The 20,059-nt window shown below is 70.1% G+C and carries 17 protein-coding genes; 7 read left to right on the top strand and 10 right to left on the bottom strand.

All coding sequences use genetic code 11. From position 1 onward, the window contains the following. Nucleotides 1–42: 42 nt before the first annotated feature. The 4 genes from D451_RS26235 to D451_RS0103340 are packed head-to-tail and all read right to left on the bottom strand — an operon-like array spanning nt 43 to nt 7,651. Nucleotides 43–2,073 carry a serine/threonine-protein kinase gene (locus tag D451_RS26235; RefSeq protein ID WP_017533425.1) on the bottom strand — a complete coding sequence of 677 codons (2,031 nt, stop codon included), beginning with the start codon at nt 2,071–2,073 and terminating at the stop codon, nt 43–45. A 34-nt stretch (nt 2,074–2,107) separates the two neighbouring features. Beyond that, a complete protein-coding gene (locus D451_RS0103350) occupies nt 2,108–3,898 on the bottom strand; it encodes a serine/threonine-protein kinase (protein ID WP_017533424.1) in 1,791 nt (596 codons plus the stop codon). A gap of 56 nt (nt 3,899–3,954) precedes the next feature. Then, a complete protein-coding gene (locus D451_RS0103345) occupies nt 3,955–5,883 on the bottom strand; it encodes a serine/threonine protein kinase (protein ID WP_017533423.1) in 1,929 nt (642 codons plus the stop codon). Between the two features lie 43 nt (nt 5,884–5,926). Then, nucleotides 5,927–7,651, bottom strand: coding sequence for a serine/threonine-protein kinase (locus D451_RS0103340; protein ID WP_017533422.1), 1,725 nt, complete (start codon nt 7,649–7,651; stop codon nt 5,927–5,929). Nucleotides 7,652–7,828: 177 nt separating this feature from the next. Here D451_RS0103340 and D451_RS0103335 point away from each other — a divergent pair, with 177 nt between their 5' ends. The 5 genes from D451_RS0103335 to D451_RS0103315 all read left to right on the top strand — a co-directional run bounded on the left by D451_RS0103335 (nt 7,829) and on the right by D451_RS0103315 (nt 10,844). Next, nucleotides 7,829–8,206, top strand: coding sequence for a DUF3054 domain-containing protein (locus tag D451_RS0103335; RefSeq protein ID WP_014910708.1), 378 nt, complete (start codon nt 7,829–7,831; stop codon nt 8,204–8,206). Nucleotides 8,207–8,251: 45 nt separating this feature from the next. Beyond that, complete coding sequence (locus D451_RS0103330) at nt 8,252–8,632, top strand: hypothetical protein (protein WP_017533421.1); 381 nt, start codon at nt 8,252–8,254, stop codon at nt 8,630–8,632. Nucleotides 8,633–8,711: 79 nt separating this feature from the next. Beyond that, the gene (locus tag D451_RS0103325) at nt 8,712–9,413 is read left to right on the top strand and encodes a TrmH family RNA methyltransferase (protein WP_017533420.1); all 702 of its coding nucleotides are present in this window, start codon (nt 8,712–8,714) and stop codon (nt 9,411–9,413) included. Between the two features lie 61 nt (nt 9,414–9,474). Next, the gene (locus tag D451_RS0103320) at nt 9,475–10,110 is read left to right on the top strand and encodes a GNAT family N-acetyltransferase (RefSeq protein ID WP_017533419.1); all 636 of its coding nucleotides are present in this window, start codon (nt 9,475–9,477) and stop codon (nt 10,108–10,110) included. A 98-nt stretch (nt 10,111–10,208) separates the two neighbouring features. Then, nucleotides 10,209–10,844 (top strand): GNAT family N-acetyltransferase, encoded by a 636-nt coding sequence (locus tag D451_RS0103315; RefSeq protein WP_017533418.1) that lies wholly within the window; start codon nt 10,209–10,211, stop codon nt 10,842–10,844. 61 nt (nt 10,845–10,905) lie between these two features. Here D451_RS0103315 and D451_RS0103310 read toward each other — a convergent pair whose 3' ends face one another. Genes D451_RS0103310 through D451_RS0103300 form a run of 3 tightly spaced genes read right to left on the bottom strand, consistent with a single transcriptional unit; the run spans nt 10,906 to nt 14,246 of the window. After that, the gene (locus D451_RS0103310) at nt 10,906–11,652 is read right to left on the bottom strand and encodes a succinate dehydrogenase/fumarate reductase iron-sulfur subunit (RefSeq protein ID WP_014913004.1); all 747 of its coding nucleotides are present in this window, start codon (nt 11,650–11,652) and stop codon (nt 10,906–10,908) included. Continuing rightward, complete coding sequence (locus D451_RS0103305) at nt 11,649–13,595, bottom strand: fumarate reductase/succinate dehydrogenase flavoprotein subunit (protein WP_017533417.1); 1,947 nt, start codon at nt 13,593–13,595, stop codon at nt 11,649–11,651. Before D451_RS0103305 ends, D451_RS0103310 begins: the two co-directional genes overlap by 4 nt. After that, nucleotides 13,596–14,246, bottom strand: a complete 651-nt coding sequence (locus D451_RS0103300; protein ID WP_081536465.1) for a succinate dehydrogenase cytochrome b subunit — start codon at nt 14,244–14,246, stop codon at nt 13,596–13,598. Nucleotides 14,247–14,377: 131 nt separating this feature from the next. Between D451_RS0103300 and D451_RS0103295 the strand changes: the two genes are divergently transcribed. Beyond that, the gene (locus D451_RS0103295; RefSeq protein ID WP_014913455.1) at nt 14,378–15,352 is read left to right on the top strand and encodes a LysR substrate-binding domain-containing protein; all 975 of its coding nucleotides are present in this window, start codon (nt 14,378–14,380) and stop codon (nt 15,350–15,352) included. A gap of 122 nt (nt 15,353–15,474) precedes the next feature. Then, nucleotides 15,475–17,217, top strand: a complete 1,743-nt coding sequence (locus D451_RS0103290) for a glycosyltransferase family protein (protein ID WP_026124789.1) — start codon at nt 15,475–15,477, stop codon at nt 17,215–17,217. Nucleotides 17,218–17,637: 420 nt separating this feature from the next. Here D451_RS0103290 and D451_RS0103285 read toward each other — a convergent pair whose 3' ends face one another. The 3 genes from D451_RS0103285 to D451_RS0103275 form a co-directional block, all read right to left on the bottom strand. Next, entirely contained in the window at nt 17,638–18,273 is a 636-nt protein-coding gene (locus D451_RS0103285; RefSeq protein ID WP_017533415.1) for an MBL fold metallo-hydrolase, read from the bottom strand. 94 nt (nt 18,274–18,367) lie between these two features. Beyond that, nucleotides 18,368–19,363, bottom strand: a complete 996-nt coding sequence (locus D451_RS0103280) for an adenylate/guanylate cyclase domain-containing protein (protein WP_017533414.1) — start codon at nt 19,361–19,363, stop codon at nt 18,368–18,370. 135 nt (nt 19,364–19,498) lie between these two features. Next, the gene (locus tag D451_RS0103275; protein WP_026124788.1) at nt 19,499–20,020 is read right to left on the bottom strand and encodes a PH domain-containing protein; all 522 of its coding nucleotides are present in this window, start codon (nt 20,018–20,020) and stop codon (nt 19,499–19,501) included. Nucleotides 20,021–20,059: the final 39 nt, after the last annotated feature.

Here is a 20,059-nt window from a genome sequence, read left to right as displayed (position 1 = left end):
GGGGCCCATCATTTCCGAAGAGGCGGGGACGCCACCTGAAGATCACGAAGGTTCGTCCCGGATCTCGTCCGCGGTGGGGACGTAGAGGTCGATCGGTTGGTCGAAACCGGCGAACTCGACGCGATACCCGTGTTCGACGGGTCTCCCGGTGTCCGGGTCCGTTCCTCCCGGCGAGACGTTCTGATCGAAGTACAACGGATACCCGGCCTCATCGACCCAGAACTCCAGTGTGGCCTCCACGTCCCCGTAATCCAGGTAATCCTCTTCGATATAGGTGCCCGTATATCGATGCCCCGGACGCTCCAACACTTGGCCATAGGCGAAGAACTCGTCGGGGAGAAACTCCGTCGGGGTCGTACCGGTGCCCTCGTAGATCAGATCGACCGGTTCCAGATAGGCGAACACCACGTCGAGAAGCTCCTCCCAAAGCTCTCGGGGGTGCTCCGGCGCGCTGGTCCCGTACCCGTCCGACCGGTAGTACTCGCGCTCCGGCGCTTCACCGGGGTCGAAGGACGTGTTGGAAAAGTACACGACATCGTCCAGACCCTCCCCCAGAGCCATGCTCCCGCCGGTGATCATGTAGTTGTTCACGAGGATCGCGGGGACCGGCCCCCCTGTCTGAACGTAGTAGCCGGCGGGTCTGTCACCGAGACCACTCGCGTATACGAAGTCGTAGGTGGTGAAGCTGTCGGCCTCCAACGCCAGAGTGAAGGCCTCGGCGACCACGGCCGCGCCATCCTCCGGGTTCATGTCGACGGCGAGGCCGGCCTCCTCGGGCTCCTCGGCGGCCGCCTCCTCCGCCGGAGCGTCGTTCCCGAGATACCAGGCCCCTCCCGCCGCCAACCCGCCGACCAGCGTCAACGTCCCCAGAGCGGCGACGAGGCCCTTGGTCCCGCCCAGGACTCCGAGCAGCCCACCGCCACCGGTCGCGCCCGCGCCGAGCGACCCTCCGCCGGCCGCGGCGCCACCGGCCTTGCCCACGGCTCCTCCCACCACACCCGCGGCGGACACCCCCGTGGTCGCTCCGGTGCCCGCGCCGGCGCCCAGGGTCCCCGCCCCGGCCACGCCCAGACCCGCCGCGGAGACGGTTCCCAGCGCGGCGGCCCAACGGGCCGGGTCGTGACCGGCCGAGTCCACCCCGTGCCAGTAGTCGGCCAGCATCCCGCGCAGCGCCCGCTGCGTACGGGCGCGGTCGGAGTCCGGCCCGGCCTGAACGTTCGACTCCATCGTGGCGGGCGGCAGCAGAGCGGTCAGGAGGTCGAACGCGGTGGGCCGTTCGGCGGGGAGCACCGACAGCGCCCGCTCCACCAGGGACAGCAGCTCCTCGGGGACCCCTTCGACGTCGTGGTCGCCCGCCTGGACCCGTGCGGCCAACTCCGCCGCGTCCCCTTTCCCGAAGGGGGCGCGGCCGGTGGCGGCCAAGGCCACCAGCCCGCCCCAGGCGAACACGTCCGCCGCCGGATCGGCGACGGCGCCGGTGTAGCGTTCGGGCGCGGACCAGCCCGGGGTCCCGTAGGAGGCCGAGGCGTCCCGCTCCGGGTCGGTGCCGACCTCGACCGCGATACCGAAGTCCACGATCTTGGGCCCGTCCGGGGCCAGGATGACGTTGCCCGGCTTGATGTCGCGATGCGCGATCCCCGCCGAGTGCAGGGTGGCCAGCCCTTCGGCCACGCCCAGGGCGAACGTGCGCAGCATGTCACCGGTCAAAGGGCCGAACTCGCGCACGTGGCGACGCAGATCCCGGCCGGGCACGTAGTCGAAGGCCAGCCACGGCACCGGCGCCGTCGGGTCCGCGCCGTGCACTCGGGCGGTGCTGACCCCGTCGGCGCGGCGCAGCATCTCGACCTCTCGTGCGAACGCCTCCCGATGTCCGGGTCGATCCGCGTACTTCGCGTGGACGGTCTTGAGCGCGACGCAGAGGCCACCGGGGTCCAGCACCGCGTACACCACGCCCATCCCTCCCGCCCCGATCCGACCCAAGAGCCGGTAGGGGCCGATCAGACGGGGGTCTGCCTCGGAGAGCGGTTCGAGGCCGGGCGGCAGGCCCGGGTTCTCGGTGGGGGATGTGCTCATCGTTTCCCTTCACGATGACGGGGGTGTTCCGAGCTCAGGGTCCGAGCTCCGACTCCTCGGGGACGTGGATCTCGCGGGGCTCGTGGAAGATGTAGTCCCGCTCCTGGTCGAAGGTCGTGTCCGGATGCGCTGGGTTCTCCGGATAGATCACACCGGACGCCTCGATGCGCAGCGGGTGGCCCTGATCGTCGATCCACAGGTCGAAGTCCACGACGGTCTCCCGGGCCTCCGGCCTCTCGGACCCGTCGACGTAGGTCCCGCTGTAGTGGTGGCCTTCGGCAGCCTCGAACACCAGACCGTCACTGATGGTGTCCTCGAAGCTCGTTTCGTGGGGGACCGGACTCAGACTCAGGTACTCGATCTCCGCGCCCGGCTCCAGGATCCATTCGAGCGGCCACTGAGCCTCCTCCCACAGCTCCGTCCCCGTGGCGGACCCTCCTTCGCTCCGGTGATAGTCGATGTTCCCGGTGTCGCCCGTCGCGGGGTCGATGATGCCTTCGACCTCCTCCGCCAGGTCGGTGCCGAACCGCAGACTCACCGAGGCCCCCATCGGGTGGTAGTTCATGTTCCGTACCGCCCGGACCGGCTCCTCGGTGTACTCCAGGACGGCGACCGAGGGACTTCCCCCCTCGTCGATCCTGAAGTGCTCCCGGTACAGGAGGTCCGAGGCCCCTCGAACCAGTTCGAGCGCCTCGGCGACCACGGCCGCGCCGTCCGTGGGATCGCTTTCGACGGCGAGGGTGGTCCCCTCCTCGGCCTCTCCGGCCCCCTCGGCTCCTCCACCCGAGGTCGCGTCCTCCTCCCCTTGTGTGTCCTGCGATCCGGAGCCGGTCGGGCTCAGGGCGCCGAGCGGACCGCCGGAGTCGTCTCCGCTCCACAGCAGGCCGCCCACCAGCGCGCCCACCAGCACGACCGAGGCCGCGCCCACCACCACCGGTGTGCGCGACCGGCGGGCCCGACGCGGTTCGGGGGCGCTCACCCCGGTCCACGATCCGGCCAGAAGGTCGGAGACCGCTCGCCCCAGGTCACCTCCGGATCCGGGCGTGAGCTCCTCCAGCAGCCGGAGCGCGGTGGGCCGTTCTCCGGGTTCCCTCCGCGACGCCTCGCCGATGAGCGAGGCCAGGGGGTCGGAGACGGCGCCCGTAGCGGGATCGTCCGTCATCGTTCCGGAGGGTTCCGCGCCGGTGGCCGCGTAGCGCATCAGGCGTCCCCAGGCGAAGACGTCGGCGGATCCGTCGACGGCCCCCTGTTCCGGGGCCGCCCAACGCCCGTCGCCGAGCGGGCGGCCGGTGGCGGAGGAGATCCCCGGATCCACGATCTTCGGGCCCCGTGGGGACAGGACGACCCTGGACGGGTCCAGGGCGAGGTGGAGGCCGCCGAGGGCGTGCCAGGCGGCCAGGGCCTCCGCCGTCCCCGCGGCCAGCGCGGTGAGCGTCTCTCCCCGCAGCGGACCGTGTTCGGTGACGTGTTCTCCCAGGGTCCGCCCGGGAACGTACTCGGTGGCCAGCCAGGGCTCGGCGGCCTGAAGGTCGGCGTCCCGGTACCCGGCCAGGCACAGGGCCCGAGCGCGGGAGAGTCGACCGGCCTCGGCGGCCAGACGGGCCCGCACGTCGGGGCCGTCGGCGACCTCGGCGGGGAGGAGTCGGACCGAGGCGAGGGCGCCGTCGGCGGCCTCCGCCAGCAGGGTCGCGCCCGCCGCGTCACGACGGATCACGCCGAGCGTCCGGTAGGGGCCGACCCTCTCGGGGTCCTTCCTCCCGAGCCCCACGACTCCGGGGGGCAGGTGACCGCGATCGACGCGGGCGGTGGGTGTGGGCGACGTCATGGATCGTCCTGTTCCGTTAGGGGTGAAGGGGGTACGGGTTCTCGATCGCGGTGGGGTCAGAAACCGGGCGAGGGCCGATCGGGCAGGATCTCCGCCTCGTCGGGAACGTAGATCTCGCGGGCCTCGCCGAAGTCGAAGTCGCGGACCTCGGTCATGGCCACGTCCGGATGGTCGGGGTTGTCGGGGACCCAGAGCGTGGAGCCGGCGAAGCGCAGCGGGTAGCCCTCGTCGTCGATCCACAGATCGAAGCTCATGGACTCGCCGTCGGAGTGTTCCAGGCCGGTCCGCTGGGTGACGGTCCCGCTGTAGTGGTGTCCGTCGGTCTCCTCGAAGCCCTCCAGCCACCGGCTGACGCCACCGTCGACGAACTCCTGTTCGTGGGGGACCCGGCTTCGCCCCTGATACTCGATCTCCGCGTCCGGTTCCAGGATCCACGCCAGCCCCCAGCCCAGCTCCTCCATGGGGTCCCACTCGCCGGTGGGGTTCCCCTCCTGCCGGTAATAGTCGGGGTCCTCCTCCGATTCGAGTTGGGCCATGGGGACCAGCCCGAACACCTGGTTCTCCAGATCGTCGCCGTAGCGGAGGTTGAGTCCGATCCCGGTCAGGTCGTAGGTCCGCTTCTGGAAGACGCGCACAGGATCCCCGCTGTACTCGACGACGGAGGCCACCGGATGGCCTCGTTCCTGGTCGGCGTGGGAGTCCGACCGGTACAGGAGGTCCGGCGCCCCCTCCATCAGCTCGATCGCCTCGGCGACCACCGCCGTACCGTCCTCGGGGATGCTCTGGACCAGCGGGGCCCCATCCTCCACCGTGCCGGAATCCCCTCCCGAACCGTTCCCGCCATCGCCTTCGTCGGCACCGCTCCCCCAGGGCAGGCCGTCGGTCGAGGAGGAGCCCTCTCCTCCGACGCGATCGACCACGAGCAGACCGCCGATCAGCGCGACCACCAGCGCGGCGGCCCCGGCGGACAGGAGCAGGACACGGCGTGGACCGCGCACCCGGCGGGTCCCCGGATCGCTCACCTCGGTCCATTCGGTGGCCAGCAGTTCGGGCACGATCTCCGTGGGACGCGCGTCCGTCCCCGACTCCCCCGCACCGTCGGGCGGTGGCGCCCCGGCCGGCATGATCCGGGTCGCCGACCAGCCACGGGTCAGCTCCATCAGGGCCTCATCGGCACGAGGGCGACCGCCCGGGTCCTTGGAGAGCGAGCGGCCCACCAGGGACATCAGGTGCTCGGGCACCCCGTCCAGGTCGGGCTCCTCGTACCTGCTGCGATGGATGACCCCGTCCACGGCGCCCTTGCCGAACGGGTCCCTCCCGGTCGCGGCGAGGGCCACCAGACCGCCCCAGGCGAACATGTCGGAGTAACCGGTCGCGTCGGCCCCCTCGTACTGCTCGGGAGAGACCCAGCCCGGTGTCCCGTGCAGGCCGCCGGTGGCGGTGAGCACGGTGCCGTCGGCGGCTCGTGCGATCCCGAAGTCCAGCACCTTCGGACCGTCCGGGGCCAGGATCACGTTGCCCGGCTTCAGGTCACGATGCACCACGCCGGCGGTGTGGATCGCGGTCAGCGCCTCGGCCAGGCCGACCGCGAACGCGGTGAGCATGCCCCCGGTCAACGGACCGTTCCGCTTCACGTGCTGCCGCAGGGTCAGACCCGGGACGTACTCGGTGGCCATCCACGGGGCGGCGGCCTCGGTATCGGCGCCGAGGAAGGCCGGGGCGCAGGTGGCGCGGACCCGGGAGACCAGGCCGACCTCACGGGCGAAGCGGGCCCGGAACTCGGGATCGGCCGCGAACTGTGCGTGGACCACCTTGACCGCGGCGGCCGAACCGGCGTCGGTGACACCGGCGTAGACCGCGCCCATGCCGCCCGCGCCGATCCGCCCTACCACCCGGTAGTCGCCGAGCCGTTCGGGGTCGCCTCGCCCGGGCGGGTCCACACCGGGCGGCAGGCGGTCGTGCGAGAAGGGGGCGTTGGGGGGCATCTGCGTTTCCTGTCGAGGTCGGGGATATCGAGGTGGGGCGGGGTCAGCCGTTCGAGAGAAGGTCCTTGTTGGGGCCGTAGACACAACCGTTCGTCGGCGAGCCCCCCGAGAGGGTCGCGTCGAAGGGGGTGGGCTCCTCCGGATCGGGGACACCGTAGGATTCGCTCATTCCGGCGCCGCGCCAGAGGTAGCAGAGCCCTCCCGGGTACCCGACCTCCGGCCGGGTACCGCCGTGGGCCACTTCGCCGGGGACGTAGTAGACGGCGAAGACGTCGTCCCTCTCCGAGGCGTTGCCGCCGGTCACGAAGACGAGTGAGAACCCGGCGGTCGGTTCCTCCGGGGAGAGGACGGCCAGGGTTCCGCCGCTGTTCGCCGGCACGGTCGTCAGATGCGTGTCCTCGGGTTCGATCCGTTCGACCATCGCGAAGTCGTTGCTGTGGATCCGGAGCTCCCCGAAGTCCAGGAGGTACTCGGCCGTGACGGTGATGGTCGGGCTCATGTTGTACGACCAGGTGTGCTCGCTCATGTCGAGCCGGACCTGGTCCAGAGCATCCCCGCCCCCGTCCGACCCGATCGTGCGGACGAGCGTGTCACCGGCGTTCTCGTCCGGGGCCACGGTCACGATCCCGTTCTCGTACAGGTCGCGGTACTCCTCGGGGACGTCGGCGGGTATCGATCCGCCTCCGCCGGCCCCACCCACCGGTTCCCCCTCGGACCCGGTCCCACCGGCGACATTCCCGGTCGCGCCGTCACCGGCGAGACGCCCCTCGGCCAGGGCCCACAGTCCGACCCCCGCCACCAGGGCGAGCGTCAGCCCCGCCGCCCCCAGGGACAGCGCCCTCCGGTGGCGGCGCGGCCAGGAGCGACGGGGCGGGGCGTACCCGCTCCACGCCTCGGCGCTCTCGGTGAAGGCCCCGGGCGCACCGGTGAACGTCCCCCCAACGGGTTCGATCGCGGCCACGGCCTCGGCGGCGGTGGGGCGCCGGCCGGGATCCTTGTCCAGGGCCCGCTCCAGAAGACCGCGCAGGGGTTCCGCGACCCCGACCAGGGAGGGCGGCTCCGACAGGACCCGGGCGGCCACCACATCGGAGGTCCCCTCCCCGAAGGGCCCGTTCCCGGTCGCCGCGTAGGCGACCAGCCCGGCCCAGGCGAACACGTCGGAGCGTTCGGTGGCCTCCGCGCCTCCGTACTGTTCCGGGGAGATCCAGCCCGGGGTCCCCACCAGACCGCCGGTCCGGGTCAGGGCGCTCTCCTCCGCCGCCCGGGCGATCCCGAAGTCCAGCACCTTCGGACCGTCCGGAGCAAGGATCACGTTGCCCGGCTTCAGGTCACGGTGCACCACGCCCGCCGCGTGGACGGCGACCAGCGCCTCGGCCACGCCCCGCGCGAAGACGCTCACGTCCATGCCCCGGAGCGGCCCGTGCTCGCGTACATGACGATCGAGGGTGGGACCGGGGACGTACTCGGTGGCCATCCAGGGCAGGTCGGCCCTGGTGTCGGCGCCCAGGAAGGCCGGAACGCTCTTCGCCCGGACCCGGCGCACCAGCCGCACCTCCCGGGCGAACCGCGCGCGGAACTCCCGATCGGCCGCGTGGGAACGGTGGACGCACTTGACGGCCGCCCGACGGTCGTTCCCGTCCACCGCCGCGTACACCACCCCCATGCCGCCCGAGCCGAGTCGGCCGAACAGCCGGAAGGGGCCCAGGTGGGAGGGGTCTCCTGGGACGAGGGGCAGGACACCGCTCGGGAGGGGGGACGTCGAAGTCATGGAAGGGGGCGTTCCCGGATCTGAGGGGGAAGGGCTGAGAAGGGCTACGGGGTTCCGAGGCCCGTCCTCTGGGACGCCCTTTCCCCCTGTACGGTTCTCTCTCGGACGGCGGCCGGGCCCGCGCCCGGATCCCCGCCCCTCCTTCAGGGGTACGGGAGACGGGTCTAGCCTGGGACTATGCGTTCGTATGCGGTGCCGCTCGCCTTGGCGGCCGACCTGGTCTGCGTGCTCGTCTTCGTCGTGGTGGGCAAGGCCGACCACGAGACCGGCCTGACGCCGACCGCCGTGCTCGGGACGGCGTGGCCGTTCCTGGTCGCGCTCGCCCTCGGGTGGGCGGCCACCCTCGCCTGGCGCTCCCCCGCCCGGCTCTGGCCGACCGGGGTGCTCGTGTGGGCGGTGACCGTCGTGGGCGCGATGCCGCTGCGGCTGCTCTCCGGGGAGGGCGCCCCGTTCTCCTTCGTCCTGGTGACCTCGCTGTTCCTGGCCGCGACGATGCTCGGTTGGCGGGCCATCGCCCTCCTGGTGTCGCGAAAGGGGCGACGGACCCCGGCCTGAGGGGAAGACTGGGGACGACAGAACCCCACGAACAAGGAGCCCCCCATGTCGGACCCCGTCATCCTCTCCATCGCCACCGCCGTCGCCACCGGAGTCGCCACCAAGCTCGGTGAGGGGGCCAACGCCCTTCTCGGAAAGCTCGCCCAGGCGCTGACCCGGCGCTTCGTCCAGGACCCCGAGGCCCAGAGCGCGCTGGTGAGCGCCCGCTTCGAGGGGCCCGAACGGCCACAGGCCATCGAGGTCGTGGCCGAACGTCTGGAGCGGGCCGAGGAGGAGGACCCCGAGATCCGCGAACTCGTGGGTCGGCTTCGCGCGGAGGCGACCCGAGAGAGCGATGATTCCGTCGGCAACGTGATCGAGGGGAACGTGTCCGGTGACGCCAGGGTCATCATGGGCCGGGACTTCAACGGGGACATCCGGCTCTGAGCCGGTCGGGGCCCGTGCGCCGACGCGGGCCCCGGACCGTCCGGGGAATCCGGTGGGGGCCGTTCATAAGCTGGAGTCGATGAACGAGCACCCCGCCGCCGAGGCCGCACCGACAGTGATCCCCGTCGAGTCCACCGAGGGAATGGACGAGGCACGTGAGGTGGGTGTGGGCCCCTGGTCCGGCCCTTGGCCCGAAGGCGACCACTACGATCCCGAACTGCTCGCCGGAGGCGACCGGCGCAACGTGGTCGACCGGTACCGCTACTGGCGACGTGAGGCGATCATCGCCGACCTGGACACGGTCCGGCACGATTTCCACGTGGCGGTGGAGAACTGGTCGCACGATTTCAACATCGGATCGGTCGTGCGCACCGCCAACGCCTTCGGGTGCTCGGCGGTGCACATCGTGGGCAAGCGCCGGTGGAACCGTCGAGGCGCGATGGTGACCGACCGCTACCAACACGTGCACCACCACCCGGACACCGGTTCCCTGGTGGCCTGGGCGGCCGAACGGGATCTGGTGCTGATCGGGGTGGACAACCTTCCGGGCGCCGTCCCGTTGGAGACCTATCCCCTCCCCCGCAACGCCGTGCTGGTGTTCGGTCAGGAGGGCCCGGGGCTCTCCGAGGAGGTGCGCGAGGTGTGCGCGGCGGTGTTGTCGATCGCACAGTTCGGTTCGACACGGTCGATCAACGCCGGGGCGGCCGCGGCGGTGGCGATGCACGCCTGGGTGCGGGCCCACGTCTTCGCCCAGCCCGTTCCCGACGCGAGCACCACGTGAACACCGTGACCGCTTCGTGATCTACCATGAACGGAACCCACCTACCAGGAAGTAGCAAGCGATGAGTCCGACCGCCACCTCAGTTGCTCGCGCCGCCACGCTCGACGACGTCCCCGGCATCGCCCGGGTCCTCTCCCTCGCCCTCCACGACGACCCGCTCTTCCTGTGGCTCTTCCCCGACGAGGAGACCCGCATGGCCAAGGTGCGCCGTTTCTTCGCGCTGACCGCCGGGTTCGGCTACGTGCCCGCCGGGGACACCCGCGTGACCGAGCTCGCCGAGACCGAGGACTCCGCCCCGACCGTGCGCGCGGCCGCGCTCTGGGCCCCGCCCACCTCCAACCCGGAGGGTCCCCTGGTGTCGATGCGCACCTGGCCGCACTGGGGCGCCCTGATCGGCCGGGCCAGGCTCACCGCCTTCATCCGCCTGTTCGCCGAATGGAAGATGGCCACCCCGCAGGAGCCGCACCTGTACCTGGCCGCTCTGGGCGTCGACCCGAGCGCGACCGACCTCGGACTGGGCCGTTCCCTGCTCGCCTCCGGGCTGGAGGAGGCCGACGCGCAGCGCCTCCCCGTGTTCACCCAGACCCTCGACGTCAAGAGCGTCGGCTTCTACGAGCGCTTCGGCTTCGAGGTCGTCCGCGAGGTCGAGCACGAGGGCGCCGGCACCAGCCACTTCCTCTTCCGACCGGCCGCCTGACCCTTCCCGAGGCCACCGCCCCTCGGCGGGAACGCCCGTTATGACGTTCCCGAACCCTAGTGTGGGCGGCGATGCCACCGAGAGAAGGAAACGGTTCGATGCACCCCACGGACACCCGGGAACGCTCGATACACGACGCCGGTATGGACGACGTCCCCGCGATCGCGCGCGTCCTGGGCAGGGCCTTCTACGACGACCCCCTGTACCGCTGGTTCTTCCCCGACGACGAGACCCGTATGGCCCGCTCGATCCGGATCAACGCCCTGCTGGCCGGTTTCGTCCACGTGCCCGCCGGGCAGGCCGAGGTGCTCCGGGTACGCGAGGGGGACCGAAGCGTGGTGCGCGGAGCGGCCCTGTGGACCCCTCCGGGCGCCGATGCCCAAGGGGTCGCCTCTCTGCTGCGGTCCCTGCCGCACTGGGCCGATCTCGTGGGCCCGAGGCGGGTCCCCCGGATCATGCGCTACTTCGCGCAGCTGAACCCGCCGGCCCCGAAGGAACCGCACTGGCACCTGGCGGTCCTGGGAACCGACCCCTCGGTCCAGGGCACCGGTGTGGGGACCCGCCTGCTGAGGTCCGGTCTCGACCGCGCCGACGCCGAGGGGGTCCCGGTCTCCCTGGAGACGATGAACCCGGCCAACATCGGCTACTACGAGCGGCACGGCTTCCACGTGTTCCACGTCCTGGAGGGCCCCGAGATCCCGACCACCCACTTCATGCTCCGTCCCACCTCCTGAGAACGCGGAAGGGGCCGCCCCCCGATGGGAGGCGGCCCCTTCGTCGCGATCGGGACCGGTACTAGCCGATGCCCTTGCTGAGGGAGCCCAGCAGGTCGCGGTTGAGCTGGGAGATCGTGTCCAGCGGGATGCCCTTGGGGCAGACCGCCGCGCACTCACCGATGTTCGTGCAGCCGCCGAAGTCCTCTTCGTCGTGCTGGTTGATCATCTTCACCACGCGCGAGGCCCGCTCCGGCTGCCCCTGCGGGAGCATGCCGAGGTGGGTGACCTTCGCGGCGGTGAACAGCATGCCGGAGGCGTTCGGGCAGGCAGCCACGCAGGCGCCACAGCCGATGCAGGTCGCGGCGTCGAACGCGCGGTCGGCGTCCGGCTTCGGGATCGGGTTGGCGTGGGCGTCCGGGGCGGTACCCGTGGGCGCGCTGATGTAGCCGCCGGACTGGATGATCCGGTCGAACGCGCCCCGGTCCACGACCAGGTCCTTCACCACGGGGAAGGCCTTGGCCCGCCACGGCTCCACCGTGATGGTGTCGCCGTCCTTGAAGCTGCGCATGTGCAGCTGGCAGGTGGTGGTGCGCTCGGGACCGTGGGCCTCACCGTCGATCACGACGCCACAGGCACCACAGATGCCCTCACGGCAGTCGTGGTCGAAGGCGACCGGGTCCTCGTTCTCCAGAGTGAGCTTCTCGTTGAGAACGTCGAGCATCTCGAGGAAGGACATGTCCGGCGAGACGTCCGTGAGCTTGTACGTGACCATCCGGCCCTCGTCGTCACGGCCCTTCTGACGCCAAACGCGCAGGGTGATGTTCACTTGTAGCTCCGCTGCTTCATCTCGACGTACTCGTACTCCAAGGCTTCCTTGTGGAGCACGGGCTTGCTGTCAGTGCCACCGAACTCCCAGGCCGCGACGTAGGCGAACTCGTCGTCGTGACGCAGAGCCTCGCCGTCCTCGGTCTGGCTCTCGGCGCGGAAGTGACCACCGCAGGACTCACGGCGGTGCAGGGCGTCGATGCACATGAGCTCACCGAGCTCCAGGAAGTCGGCCACGCGGTTGGCCTTCTCCAGAGCCTGGTTGAACTCCTCGTTGGCGCCGAGGACCTTGACGTCGCGCCAGAACTCGGCCCGCAGCTCGCGGATGAGTCCGATGGCCTTGCGCAGGCCCTCCTCGTTGCGCTCCATGCCGCAGTAGTCCCACATGATGTGGCCGAGCTCCTTGTGGAAGGAGTCGACGGTGCGGGAACCGTTGATGGAGAGCAGCTTGTCGATACGAGAGGTGACCTGCTCCTTGGCCGCGGCGGCCTCGGGGTGGCTCTCGTCGACCTTCTCGAACGGACCGGCCGCCAGGTAGTCGTTGATGGTGTTCGGGAGGACGAAGTAGCCGTCCGCCAGACCCTGCATCAGCGCGCTGGCGCCCAGGCGGTTGGCGCCGTGGTCGGAGAAGTTGGCCTCACCGGTCACGAACAGACCCGGGATGGTGCTCTGGAGGTCGTAGTCGACCCACAGGCCGCCCATGGTGTAGTGCACGGCGGGGTAGATGCGCATCGGAACCTCGTACGGGTTCTCACCGGTGATGCGCTGGTACATGTCGAACAGGTTGCCGTACTTGGCCTCTACGGCGTCCCGTCCCATGCGCTCGATCGCGTCGGCGAAGTCGAGGTAGACGCCCAGACCGCCGGGACCGACACCGCGGCCCTCGTCACAGACGTTCTTCGCGGCGCGGGAGGCGATGTCACGCGGCACGAGGTTACCGAAGGACGGGTAGATGCGCTCCAGGTAGTAGTCGCGCTCGTCCTCGGGGATCTGACGCGGGTCGCGGTCGTCGCCACCCTGCTTGGGCACCCAGATACGACCGTCGTTGCGGAGCGACTCGCTCATCAGGGTCAGCTTGGACTGGTAGTCGCCGCTGACCGGGATGCAGGTCGGGTGGATCTGCGTGTAGCAGGGGTTGGCGAAGTAGGCGCCCTTGCGGTGCGCGCGCCAGGCGGCGGTGACGTTCGAGCCCATCGCGTTGGTCGACAGGAAGAACACGTTGCCGTAACCGCCGGTCGCCAGGACCACGGCGTCGGCGAAGTGCGTCTCGATCTCACCGGTGACCATGTCACGGGCGATGATGCCGCGCGCCTTGCCGTCGACGATGACCAGCTCGAGCATCTCGTGCCGGGTGTACATCTTGACGGTGCCGGCCGCGATCTGACGCTCCTGCGCCTGGTAGGCGCCGATCAGCAGCTGCTGACCCGTCTGGCCCCGGGCGTAGAAGGTGCGGGAGACCTGCACGCCACCGAAGGAGCGGTTGTCGAGCAGACCGCCGTACTCACGGGCGAAGGGCACGCCCTGGGCGACGCACTGGTCGATGATCTCGACACTGGTCTGCGCGAGACGGTAGACGTTCGACTCGCGGGAGCGGAAGTCACCGCCCTTGACCGTGTCGTAGAACAGACGGTGGATGCTGTCGCCGTCGTTGCGGTAGTTCTTCGCGGCGTTGATGCCACCCTGCGCGGCGATGGAGTGCGCGCGACGCGGGCTGTCCTGGTAGCAGAACGAGGAGACCTGGTAGCCGGCCTCGCCCAGGGTCGCCGCGGCGGAGGCGCCGGCCAGGCCGGTGCCGACGATGATCACGGAGAGCTTGCGCCGGTTCGCGGGGTTGACCAGCTTGGCCGAGAAACGGCGCTCGTCCCAGCGCTCGTTGATCGGCCCCTCGGGGGCCTTCTCGTCCCGGATCGGGGCGCCCTCGGTGTAAAGGTCGATGTCAGACAATTAACTCACCAGTCCAAAGGTGACCGCCAGGGGCGGAAGCAGGAATCCGACGGTCACGACCAGCGCGATCGCCACGGCGACCGCGTTGATCCTGCCCTGGCGGGCGGCCGTGTTGAAGCCCAGGGTCGCCATGCCGCTCCAGATGCCGTGACGCAGGTGGAAGCCGACCGCGATGACCGCGGCGATGTAGAACAGGGTCACGAACCAGAACTCGGGCTGGAACCCGTTCACGAGCCGCTCGAACGGGCTGTCGGACTTGCCGCCGGGCGCGATGACGTTCACCGTCAGGTGCAGGATGTGGAAGATCACGAAGAGCGCGATCAGCACGCCGCCGTAACGCATGGTGTAGGAGGCGTAGGTGCGCTGCACCCGCTTCTTCACCACGTAACGCTGCTCGCGGGCGTTGCGCGCGCGGATGGTCAGAACCGCGGCGGAGTAGATGTGGATCAGGATGCTCGCCAGCAGGACGATCCGGAACACCCACAGGAAGCCGCTCTCCGGCAGGAGCGGGTAGCCGATCTCGCGGAGACCGTGAGCATAGCCGTCGAAGGCCTCCTGGCCCGCGAAGACTTTCAGGTTGCCGTACATGTGCGCGATCAAATACAGCACGAGGATCGCACCGGAGGCAGCCATTGCTGACTTGAGCGCCACCGTGGTCCCGTAGGCCGTAGACCGCTTCTTGGTCAAGGTACTGTTCGCCACAGCCTGCCACCCTAAATTCGAGGTAAGCCCGACGTCCAAGTCATCGGGCCCCTGGTGTCGATAGCCATAGGCTATGGATCATGCAGTTCCAACAGCTCGCGTACTTCGTGGCCGTGGCCCGTACGCGCCATTTCACCCGCGCAGCCGAGCTTTCACGCGTCGCGCAGCCGAGCTTGAGCAAACAGATCCGGAGCCTTGAGCGCGAGTTGGGCGCCCCGTTATTCAGTCGTGCCCGGGGGAACATCACACTCACACCGGCCGGTGAGGCGCTCCTTCCGCTCGCCCAACGCATCCTCACCGACCTGGAGACGGCCAGACGCGAGGTGGCCGAACTGGCCGGCGTACGGCGCGGCCGCGTCCGGTTGGGGGCCACCCCCTCCCTGTGCGCCGGACTGCTCGCCGACGTCCTCGCCGACTTCCATCAACGGTTCCCGGGGATCGAACTGCATGTGGAGGAGAGCGGCTCACGCGACCTCATCCGGAACCTGGGCCGGGGCGAACTGGACCTGGCCCTGATCATCCTGCCGCTGCACAGCAGCGACCCCGACTTCTCGACCACGCCGATACTGCGGGAGAACCTGGTGGTGGCGAGCTCGGCCACCCGCCCCTCCCCCAACCGGCGGGCCTCGATCAGGATCACCGAACTCCAGGGACGCCCGCTGGTGATGTTCCGTCGCGGATACGACGTCCGTGAGGCCACCATCCGCGCCTGCCGCGCGGCGGGCTTCGAACCGCAACTCGCCGTGGAGGGCGGCGAGATGGACGCCGTGCTGCGGTTCGTGGAGGCCGGCCTGGGGCTGGCCGTGGTCCCCAGCATGGTCCTGCGCAACCGCCCCGGCCTGCGCGGCACCCCGCTGTCCCGCCCCCGCCTCCTGCGCACCGTGGCCCTGGCACGACGCAAGGACGTGGAACCCTCCCACGCGGCGGACGCCTTCCGCCGCCACCTGAACGACTACCTTCTGGCGATGTCCCCGGAGGACCTGGGCCCCGACCTGGAGGTACTGCTCACCTCCGTCGACAGGCCGCGGCCGGACGATCGGCCCACCCTTTCCTGAGGTGCCCCTCTCGCCCGGAAAGCGGGGAACCTCCTTCGAACACCACCTCCCGACCCCGAACCCTTCCATGGGTGAATCTGGGCCCAACGTTCACCGTCCATAGAAGAACTCAGGGGCCGTCCATGGGAGTCTCAGCGATTCCACATAAGTACGTCGCGGTGGTGGCCGTCGGGATCGCCGCCCTCGCCATCGCCTTCAGCCCGCCCCGGATCGGCCTGGTCGTCGCCTTCATCGCTCTGTCCGGTGTCGTCCTCGCCGTCGGAGCCCTGCTGGAGCGTTCCCGCCGCGAATCCACCGCGCCGCTGCACGATCTGGGCGAGGCCGTCGAGCAGGTCGCCGCCACCCAGCACGAGGAGCGTCTGGCCGCCCGACACCGGGCCACCACGCTGGACGAGAGGCTCCAGGAGTACCGCGAGGCGATCGAACGCCCCGCCCCTCCGGTCCCGCCGCCGCCCGGGACCGTCCGGCTGCGCCGCGCCCAGGACCTGCTGTGGTGCGGATTCTCCAGCGAGGGCCTGGAGCGTCTGCGTTCGCTGGGCTCCGACATGGACGTCACCGAGTCGGTGCGCTCCGAATCCCACCGTTCGCTGGCCAACTGGTACACCGCCGCCGGGGAGGGCGCCCGCGCCCGCGAGCACGCCCACCTGGCCGACCTCGCCGCGCCCAGGATCTCCCGAGAGGCCACCGGCGTTCCCCGCCGTGTCGCCATGGGCCGCGATCGCACCCGACGCGACCGCCACTTCGACGTGGTCGTCCTCTCCGACTTCCGGCTGCCCGGAGGCAGTACGGGCAGCAACCTCCAGGAGATCACCGCCCAGCGCAGGGCCGGCCTGCGCACCGGCCTGGTGCACCACCCGGTACGCTCACGCGGTCTCTCCGGAGGGGTGAACCCCAAGGTCCTCGCCGCCGTCGACGGAGACCTGGTCAGGTTCGTCGCCCCCGACGAGAGGATCACCTGTGACCTGCTCGTGGTCCGTGTCCCCAGGATCGGGGAGCGGATCATGGACGAGATGCCTCAGATCGAGGCGGAGCGCTCGATCGTCGTCCTCAACCAGACCCCGAACCGCTGCTACGGGGTCCCGGACTTCCGGGGCAACGAGGCCTGGAACGTGGCCCGGTGCGCGGCGGGGTTCGGGGAGATGCTCGGCGAGCACCGCTGGTACCCGATCAGTTCTCGCGTCCGTGAGGCCATGGAGCTCGAACACGCGGCGGAGATGGCCGAGGCGGCCTCGTGGGGGATCACCCTCGCCGACGAGGACTGGACCAACATCATCGACGCACCCGCCTGGCGGCGCGGCACCCGACGTTCCCCGGACGGCCGGGTCCTGCTGGGACGTCACTCCCGCGATGACAAGGACAAGTGGCCCGACGACCCGAGGACGCTCCAGAGCGCCTATCCCGAGGAGCCGGGTTGGCAGACCCGGGTGCTGGGCGGGGCCTCCGTCCCGGAGCGGATGCTCGGCGATCTCCCGTCGAACTGGCAGGTGCACCCCTTCGACTCGGTCCCGGTCCGCGAGTTCCTGCACGGCCTGGACGTGTACGTGTACTTCACACGCAAGGGCCACCTGGAGCCGTTCGGGCGTTCTCCTCTGGAGGCCATCGCGGCGGGGGTCCCGACCCTGCTGCCGGAGTCGTTCCGTCCGGTCTTCGGTGACGCGGCCATCTACACCGACCCCGCGGGGGTGCGTGCCGAGGTGGACGCCCTGATGGCCGACGAGGCGCGCTACGCCCGCCAGGTCGCCCGCGGTCACGAGGTGGTCGAGCGGATGTTCGGCCACGACGCGCACCTGCGCCGTCTGGCGGAGATGGGCGTGCGGACGCCGGAGACGAGCGTGAGACCGTCACCGGTCGTACCCGTGTCCTGACCGCCGGGACGCACCGACCCCCTGGGGCGCACGGGAGAACCTCTCCCCCCACCCCAGGGGGTCGGTGCACGCGGTCTCCTACCTCGCCACAGGGGGTCGGTGCACACGGTCTCCTACACCGGTCACGGGGGGTTACCCGTTCGGGCGCCGGCGGGGTTCTGGAGGTGCCGCAGGTGGGGTCGCGAGGAACGAGTGACCACACCGGAGGTGCCGAAGGTTCCCGCCTCCCCTGGCGCCCGAACACGCGCCGAAGCGAAGCGGAGGCGCAAAGCAAACACTTTCGGACCCTGACCACAGCAGGGTGTAAGGGTGACACGGTCTCCTACACCGACCCCCTGTAGTGACCGGCACGCGATATCCCACCCCGCCCCGGGCATCACCCGAAGCGCCGGCGGAGGCGCAAAGCAAACACTCCCCCGCTCAAAAACCTCGGCGGGACCAGCTCTCCAGGTGGGCGGCGGCCTCGGCGATGGTGGTGGACTCTCCGTGGCCCGGGTGCACGACGGTGTCTCCGGGGAGGGAGACCAGGTGGTCGCGGATGGAGGCGATGATGGTCGGGAAGTCCGACGACGGCTGGCCGGTGGCTCCGGGGCCGTCGGGGAAGAGCGTGTCGCCGCTGAACACCACGCCGAGTTCGGGGGCGTGGAGGCTGACCCCTCCCGGGGTGTGGCCCGGGGTGTGCAGGACGTGGAGTTCGATGCCGCCGGCGCTCAACACCTCACCGTGCAGCAACGGGGCGTCCGGTTCCCGGTAGGGGTACACCTGGTTCCAGAGCTCGGAGTCGTCGGGGTGGATGAGGATCGGCGAGTCGGTGAGGTCCGCCAGGGCCACGGCCGCGTCGATGTGGTCGGGGTGGCCGTGGGTGCACACGATGGCCATGAGTTCACGGTCGCCCAGCCCCCTGGCTATGCGCTCGTGGTCGTGGGCGGCGTCGATGACCACGGCCGTCTCGTCGTCGCCGACGATCCACACGTTGTTCTCGACGTCGGACTCGGCACCCTCCAGGCTGAGGATTCCCGAGGTGCGTAGCCGCTGAACGGGGGACAGGGCACTCACAGGCTCACCACCTGAACTCTTCGCGGGGCAGGAGCCTCGAGCCTATCCCGCCACCCACCCTCGTACACGTGGTTCGGCCCGTTCTCCCCGTGTGTCAGGGGTTACCCGCGTCGAAGTCGCGGCGCAGCGTGTAGGGCTGGATGAGTCCGAGACCGTGCGCGTGCCTGGCCCGTACCTGGACCACCTGGAGCCCCTCCTCGTCGGTGAGGCTCTCGGCGAGCGTCTCGTCGATGAGGACGGTCCCCGGCCGGGCGAAGGAGGTCAGTCTGCTGGCCCGATTGACGGTGGTGCCGAAGACGTCTCCGTGCATGGTCAGGACGGGCCCGTAGGCCACACCCACCCGCACGTCGGGGACCTCCACGTGGGTCTTGACGCCCGAGGCGAGGCGCAACGCGATGTCGGCGGCCTGGTGGGGCGAGTCGGCCACGTAGAGGACCTCGTCGCCGAGGGTCTTGACCACCCGTCCGCCCCCGGCGGCCACCAGGTCGGCGGCGGTGGACTCGAAACCCTCCACGACCCCGGCCAGTTCCACCTCGTCGAGTTCGCGGCTGAGGGTGGTGAAGGAGACCAGGTCGGCGAAGCCCACGATCAGCGGGTAGTAGTTGGGCACGATGTCGTTGCCGTTGGACATCACCGCGAGGGTGCGCCCGGTGGAGGCGGCGAGTTGGCGGCGCCAGATGTGCAGCAGCAACCGTTCGACGTCCGGCAACAGCCCCTTGACCTGCTGCATGAGGGAGCTGGTCGTGGGGTCCTCGTGGCCGTCCTTGAAGATGAGGGTGCTGAGGATGCTGGTCTGCCAGTCGGCCAGACGCGCCATGGTCTGGCCCATCGCGCGGGCGAAGCGGACCACGCCCTCCTCGTCGAGGATGCCCTCCTCCAGGAGGGAGTTGGCGATGCGCAGGGCCTCGACGTCGCTCTCGGTGAAGGTCACCGAGTCGTCGCCCAGGGTCGGGAACCCCAGGGCTCGCCAGACGCGACCGGCGAGTTCCGGATCGGCTCCGGAGAGCTCGACCGCCTGTTCCCTGGTGTAGACCGCCTCACCACCGAGCAGGGCGGACTCGATCGCTTTCGGGTCAGGACGCGACGGCATACGTTCTCTTTCACGGGAGCGTCCCCGGCGCACGGGGAGCGGTCACTACGGCACCGGCCCCTGGGGGCGCGGCCTTGGCTCCGGTTCCAGCCTACGCCCGTCCCCTCGCGGAGACCGGCGGCCCGGAACCGCTGGTCACATCTGTGGGCCGGGCGGATACTCCGGCCGCTGGGCCACGTTGACCTGGCGGTAGATCTCCGACTGGAACCACTGGGGCTTGGGGACTCTCTGGAGGACCATGCCCTCCTGTTCGGACGCCGACTGAACGGACAACGTTCCGTACCGCATGATCCGTTCCCAGAGAGTGATGTTGAAGGAGACGTCGTTCACCCTGGTGAGCGGCATGTCGCGCCCTTGCTTGGAGATGACGCCGTCCCGCATCATCAGCCGCCGGTTGGTGAGGATGTAGACGGTCGTCGCCCACTTGAGCATGGGCACGAACCAGAAGGCCAGAGCGGCGACGATCCCGATCGCCACCACGACCCCTCCGGCGATGAGGCTCCAGTCCTCGCTCCAGGGGATGAAGAAGAGCGCGACGGCCACGACCGCGATGATGAGGAGCAGCGCGACGAACTCGCCCACGAGGACGGTCCAGTGCTGCCGGGCGACGTGGACGAGCTCCTCGTCGTCGGAGAGATAACGATCCGCTATAGCCATAACGGTGATCATGGCACAAGCCTCCCCTTCGTGGGAGAG

The organism is Nocardiopsis alba DSM 43377 (genome assembly GCF_000341225.1).
Classification (GTDB): domain Bacteria; phylum Actinomycetota; class Actinomycetes; order Streptosporangiales; family Streptosporangiaceae; genus Nocardiopsis; species Nocardiopsis alba.
The sequence above is the reverse complement of the archived record's forward strand: the minus strand, read 5'-3'. Positions and strand labels throughout refer to the sequence as shown.

What these genes read in the sequence shown, in the direction of transcription:
- D451_RS26235 (WP_017533425.1), bottom strand. Translation starts at nt 2,073, where the DNA reads ATGAGCACATCCCCCACCGAGAACCCGGGCCTGCCGCCCGGCCTCGAA.
- D451_RS0103350 (WP_017533424.1), bottom strand. Translation starts at nt 3,898, where the DNA reads ATGACGTCGCCCACACCCACCGCCCGCGTCGATCGCGGTCACCTGCCC.
- D451_RS0103345 (WP_017533423.1), bottom strand. Translation starts at nt 5,883, where the DNA reads ATGCCCCCCAACGCCCCCTTCTCGCACGACCGCCTGCCGCCCGGTGTG.
- D451_RS0103340 (WP_017533422.1), bottom strand. Translation starts at nt 7,651, where the DNA reads ATGACTTCGACGTCCCCCCTCCCGAGCGGTGTCCTGCCCCTCGTCCCA.
- D451_RS0103335 (WP_014910708.1), top strand. Translation starts at nt 7,829, where the DNA reads ATGCGTTCGTATGCGGTGCCGCTCGCCTTGGCGGCCGACCTGGTCTGC.
- D451_RS0103330 (WP_017533421.1), top strand. Translation starts at nt 8,252, where the DNA reads ATGTCGGACCCCGTCATCCTCTCCATCGCCACCGCCGTCGCCACCGGA.
- D451_RS0103325 (WP_017533420.1), top strand. Translation starts at nt 8,712, where the DNA reads ATGAACGAGCACCCCGCCGCCGAGGCCGCACCGACAGTGATCCCCGTC.
- D451_RS0103320 (WP_017533419.1), top strand. Translation starts at nt 9,475, where the DNA reads ATGAGTCCGACCGCCACCTCAGTTGCTCGCGCCGCCACGCTCGACGAC.
- D451_RS0103315 (WP_017533418.1), top strand. Translation starts at nt 10,209, where the DNA reads ATGCACCCCACGGACACCCGGGAACGCTCGATACACGACGCCGGTATG.
- D451_RS0103295 (WP_014913455.1), top strand. Translation starts at nt 14,378, where the DNA reads ATGCAGTTCCAACAGCTCGCGTACTTCGTGGCCGTGGCCCGTACGCGC.
- D451_RS0103290 (WP_026124789.1), top strand. Translation starts at nt 15,475, where the DNA reads ATGGGAGTCTCAGCGATTCCACATAAGTACGTCGCGGTGGTGGCCGTC.
- D451_RS0103280 (WP_017533414.1), bottom strand. Translation starts at nt 19,363, where the DNA reads ATGCCGTCGCGTCCTGACCCGAAAGCGATCGAGTCCGCCCTGCTCGGT.
- D451_RS0103275 (WP_026124788.1), bottom strand. Translation starts at nt 20,020, where the DNA reads ATGGCTATAGCGGATCGTTATCTCTCCGACGACGAGGAGCTCGTCCAC.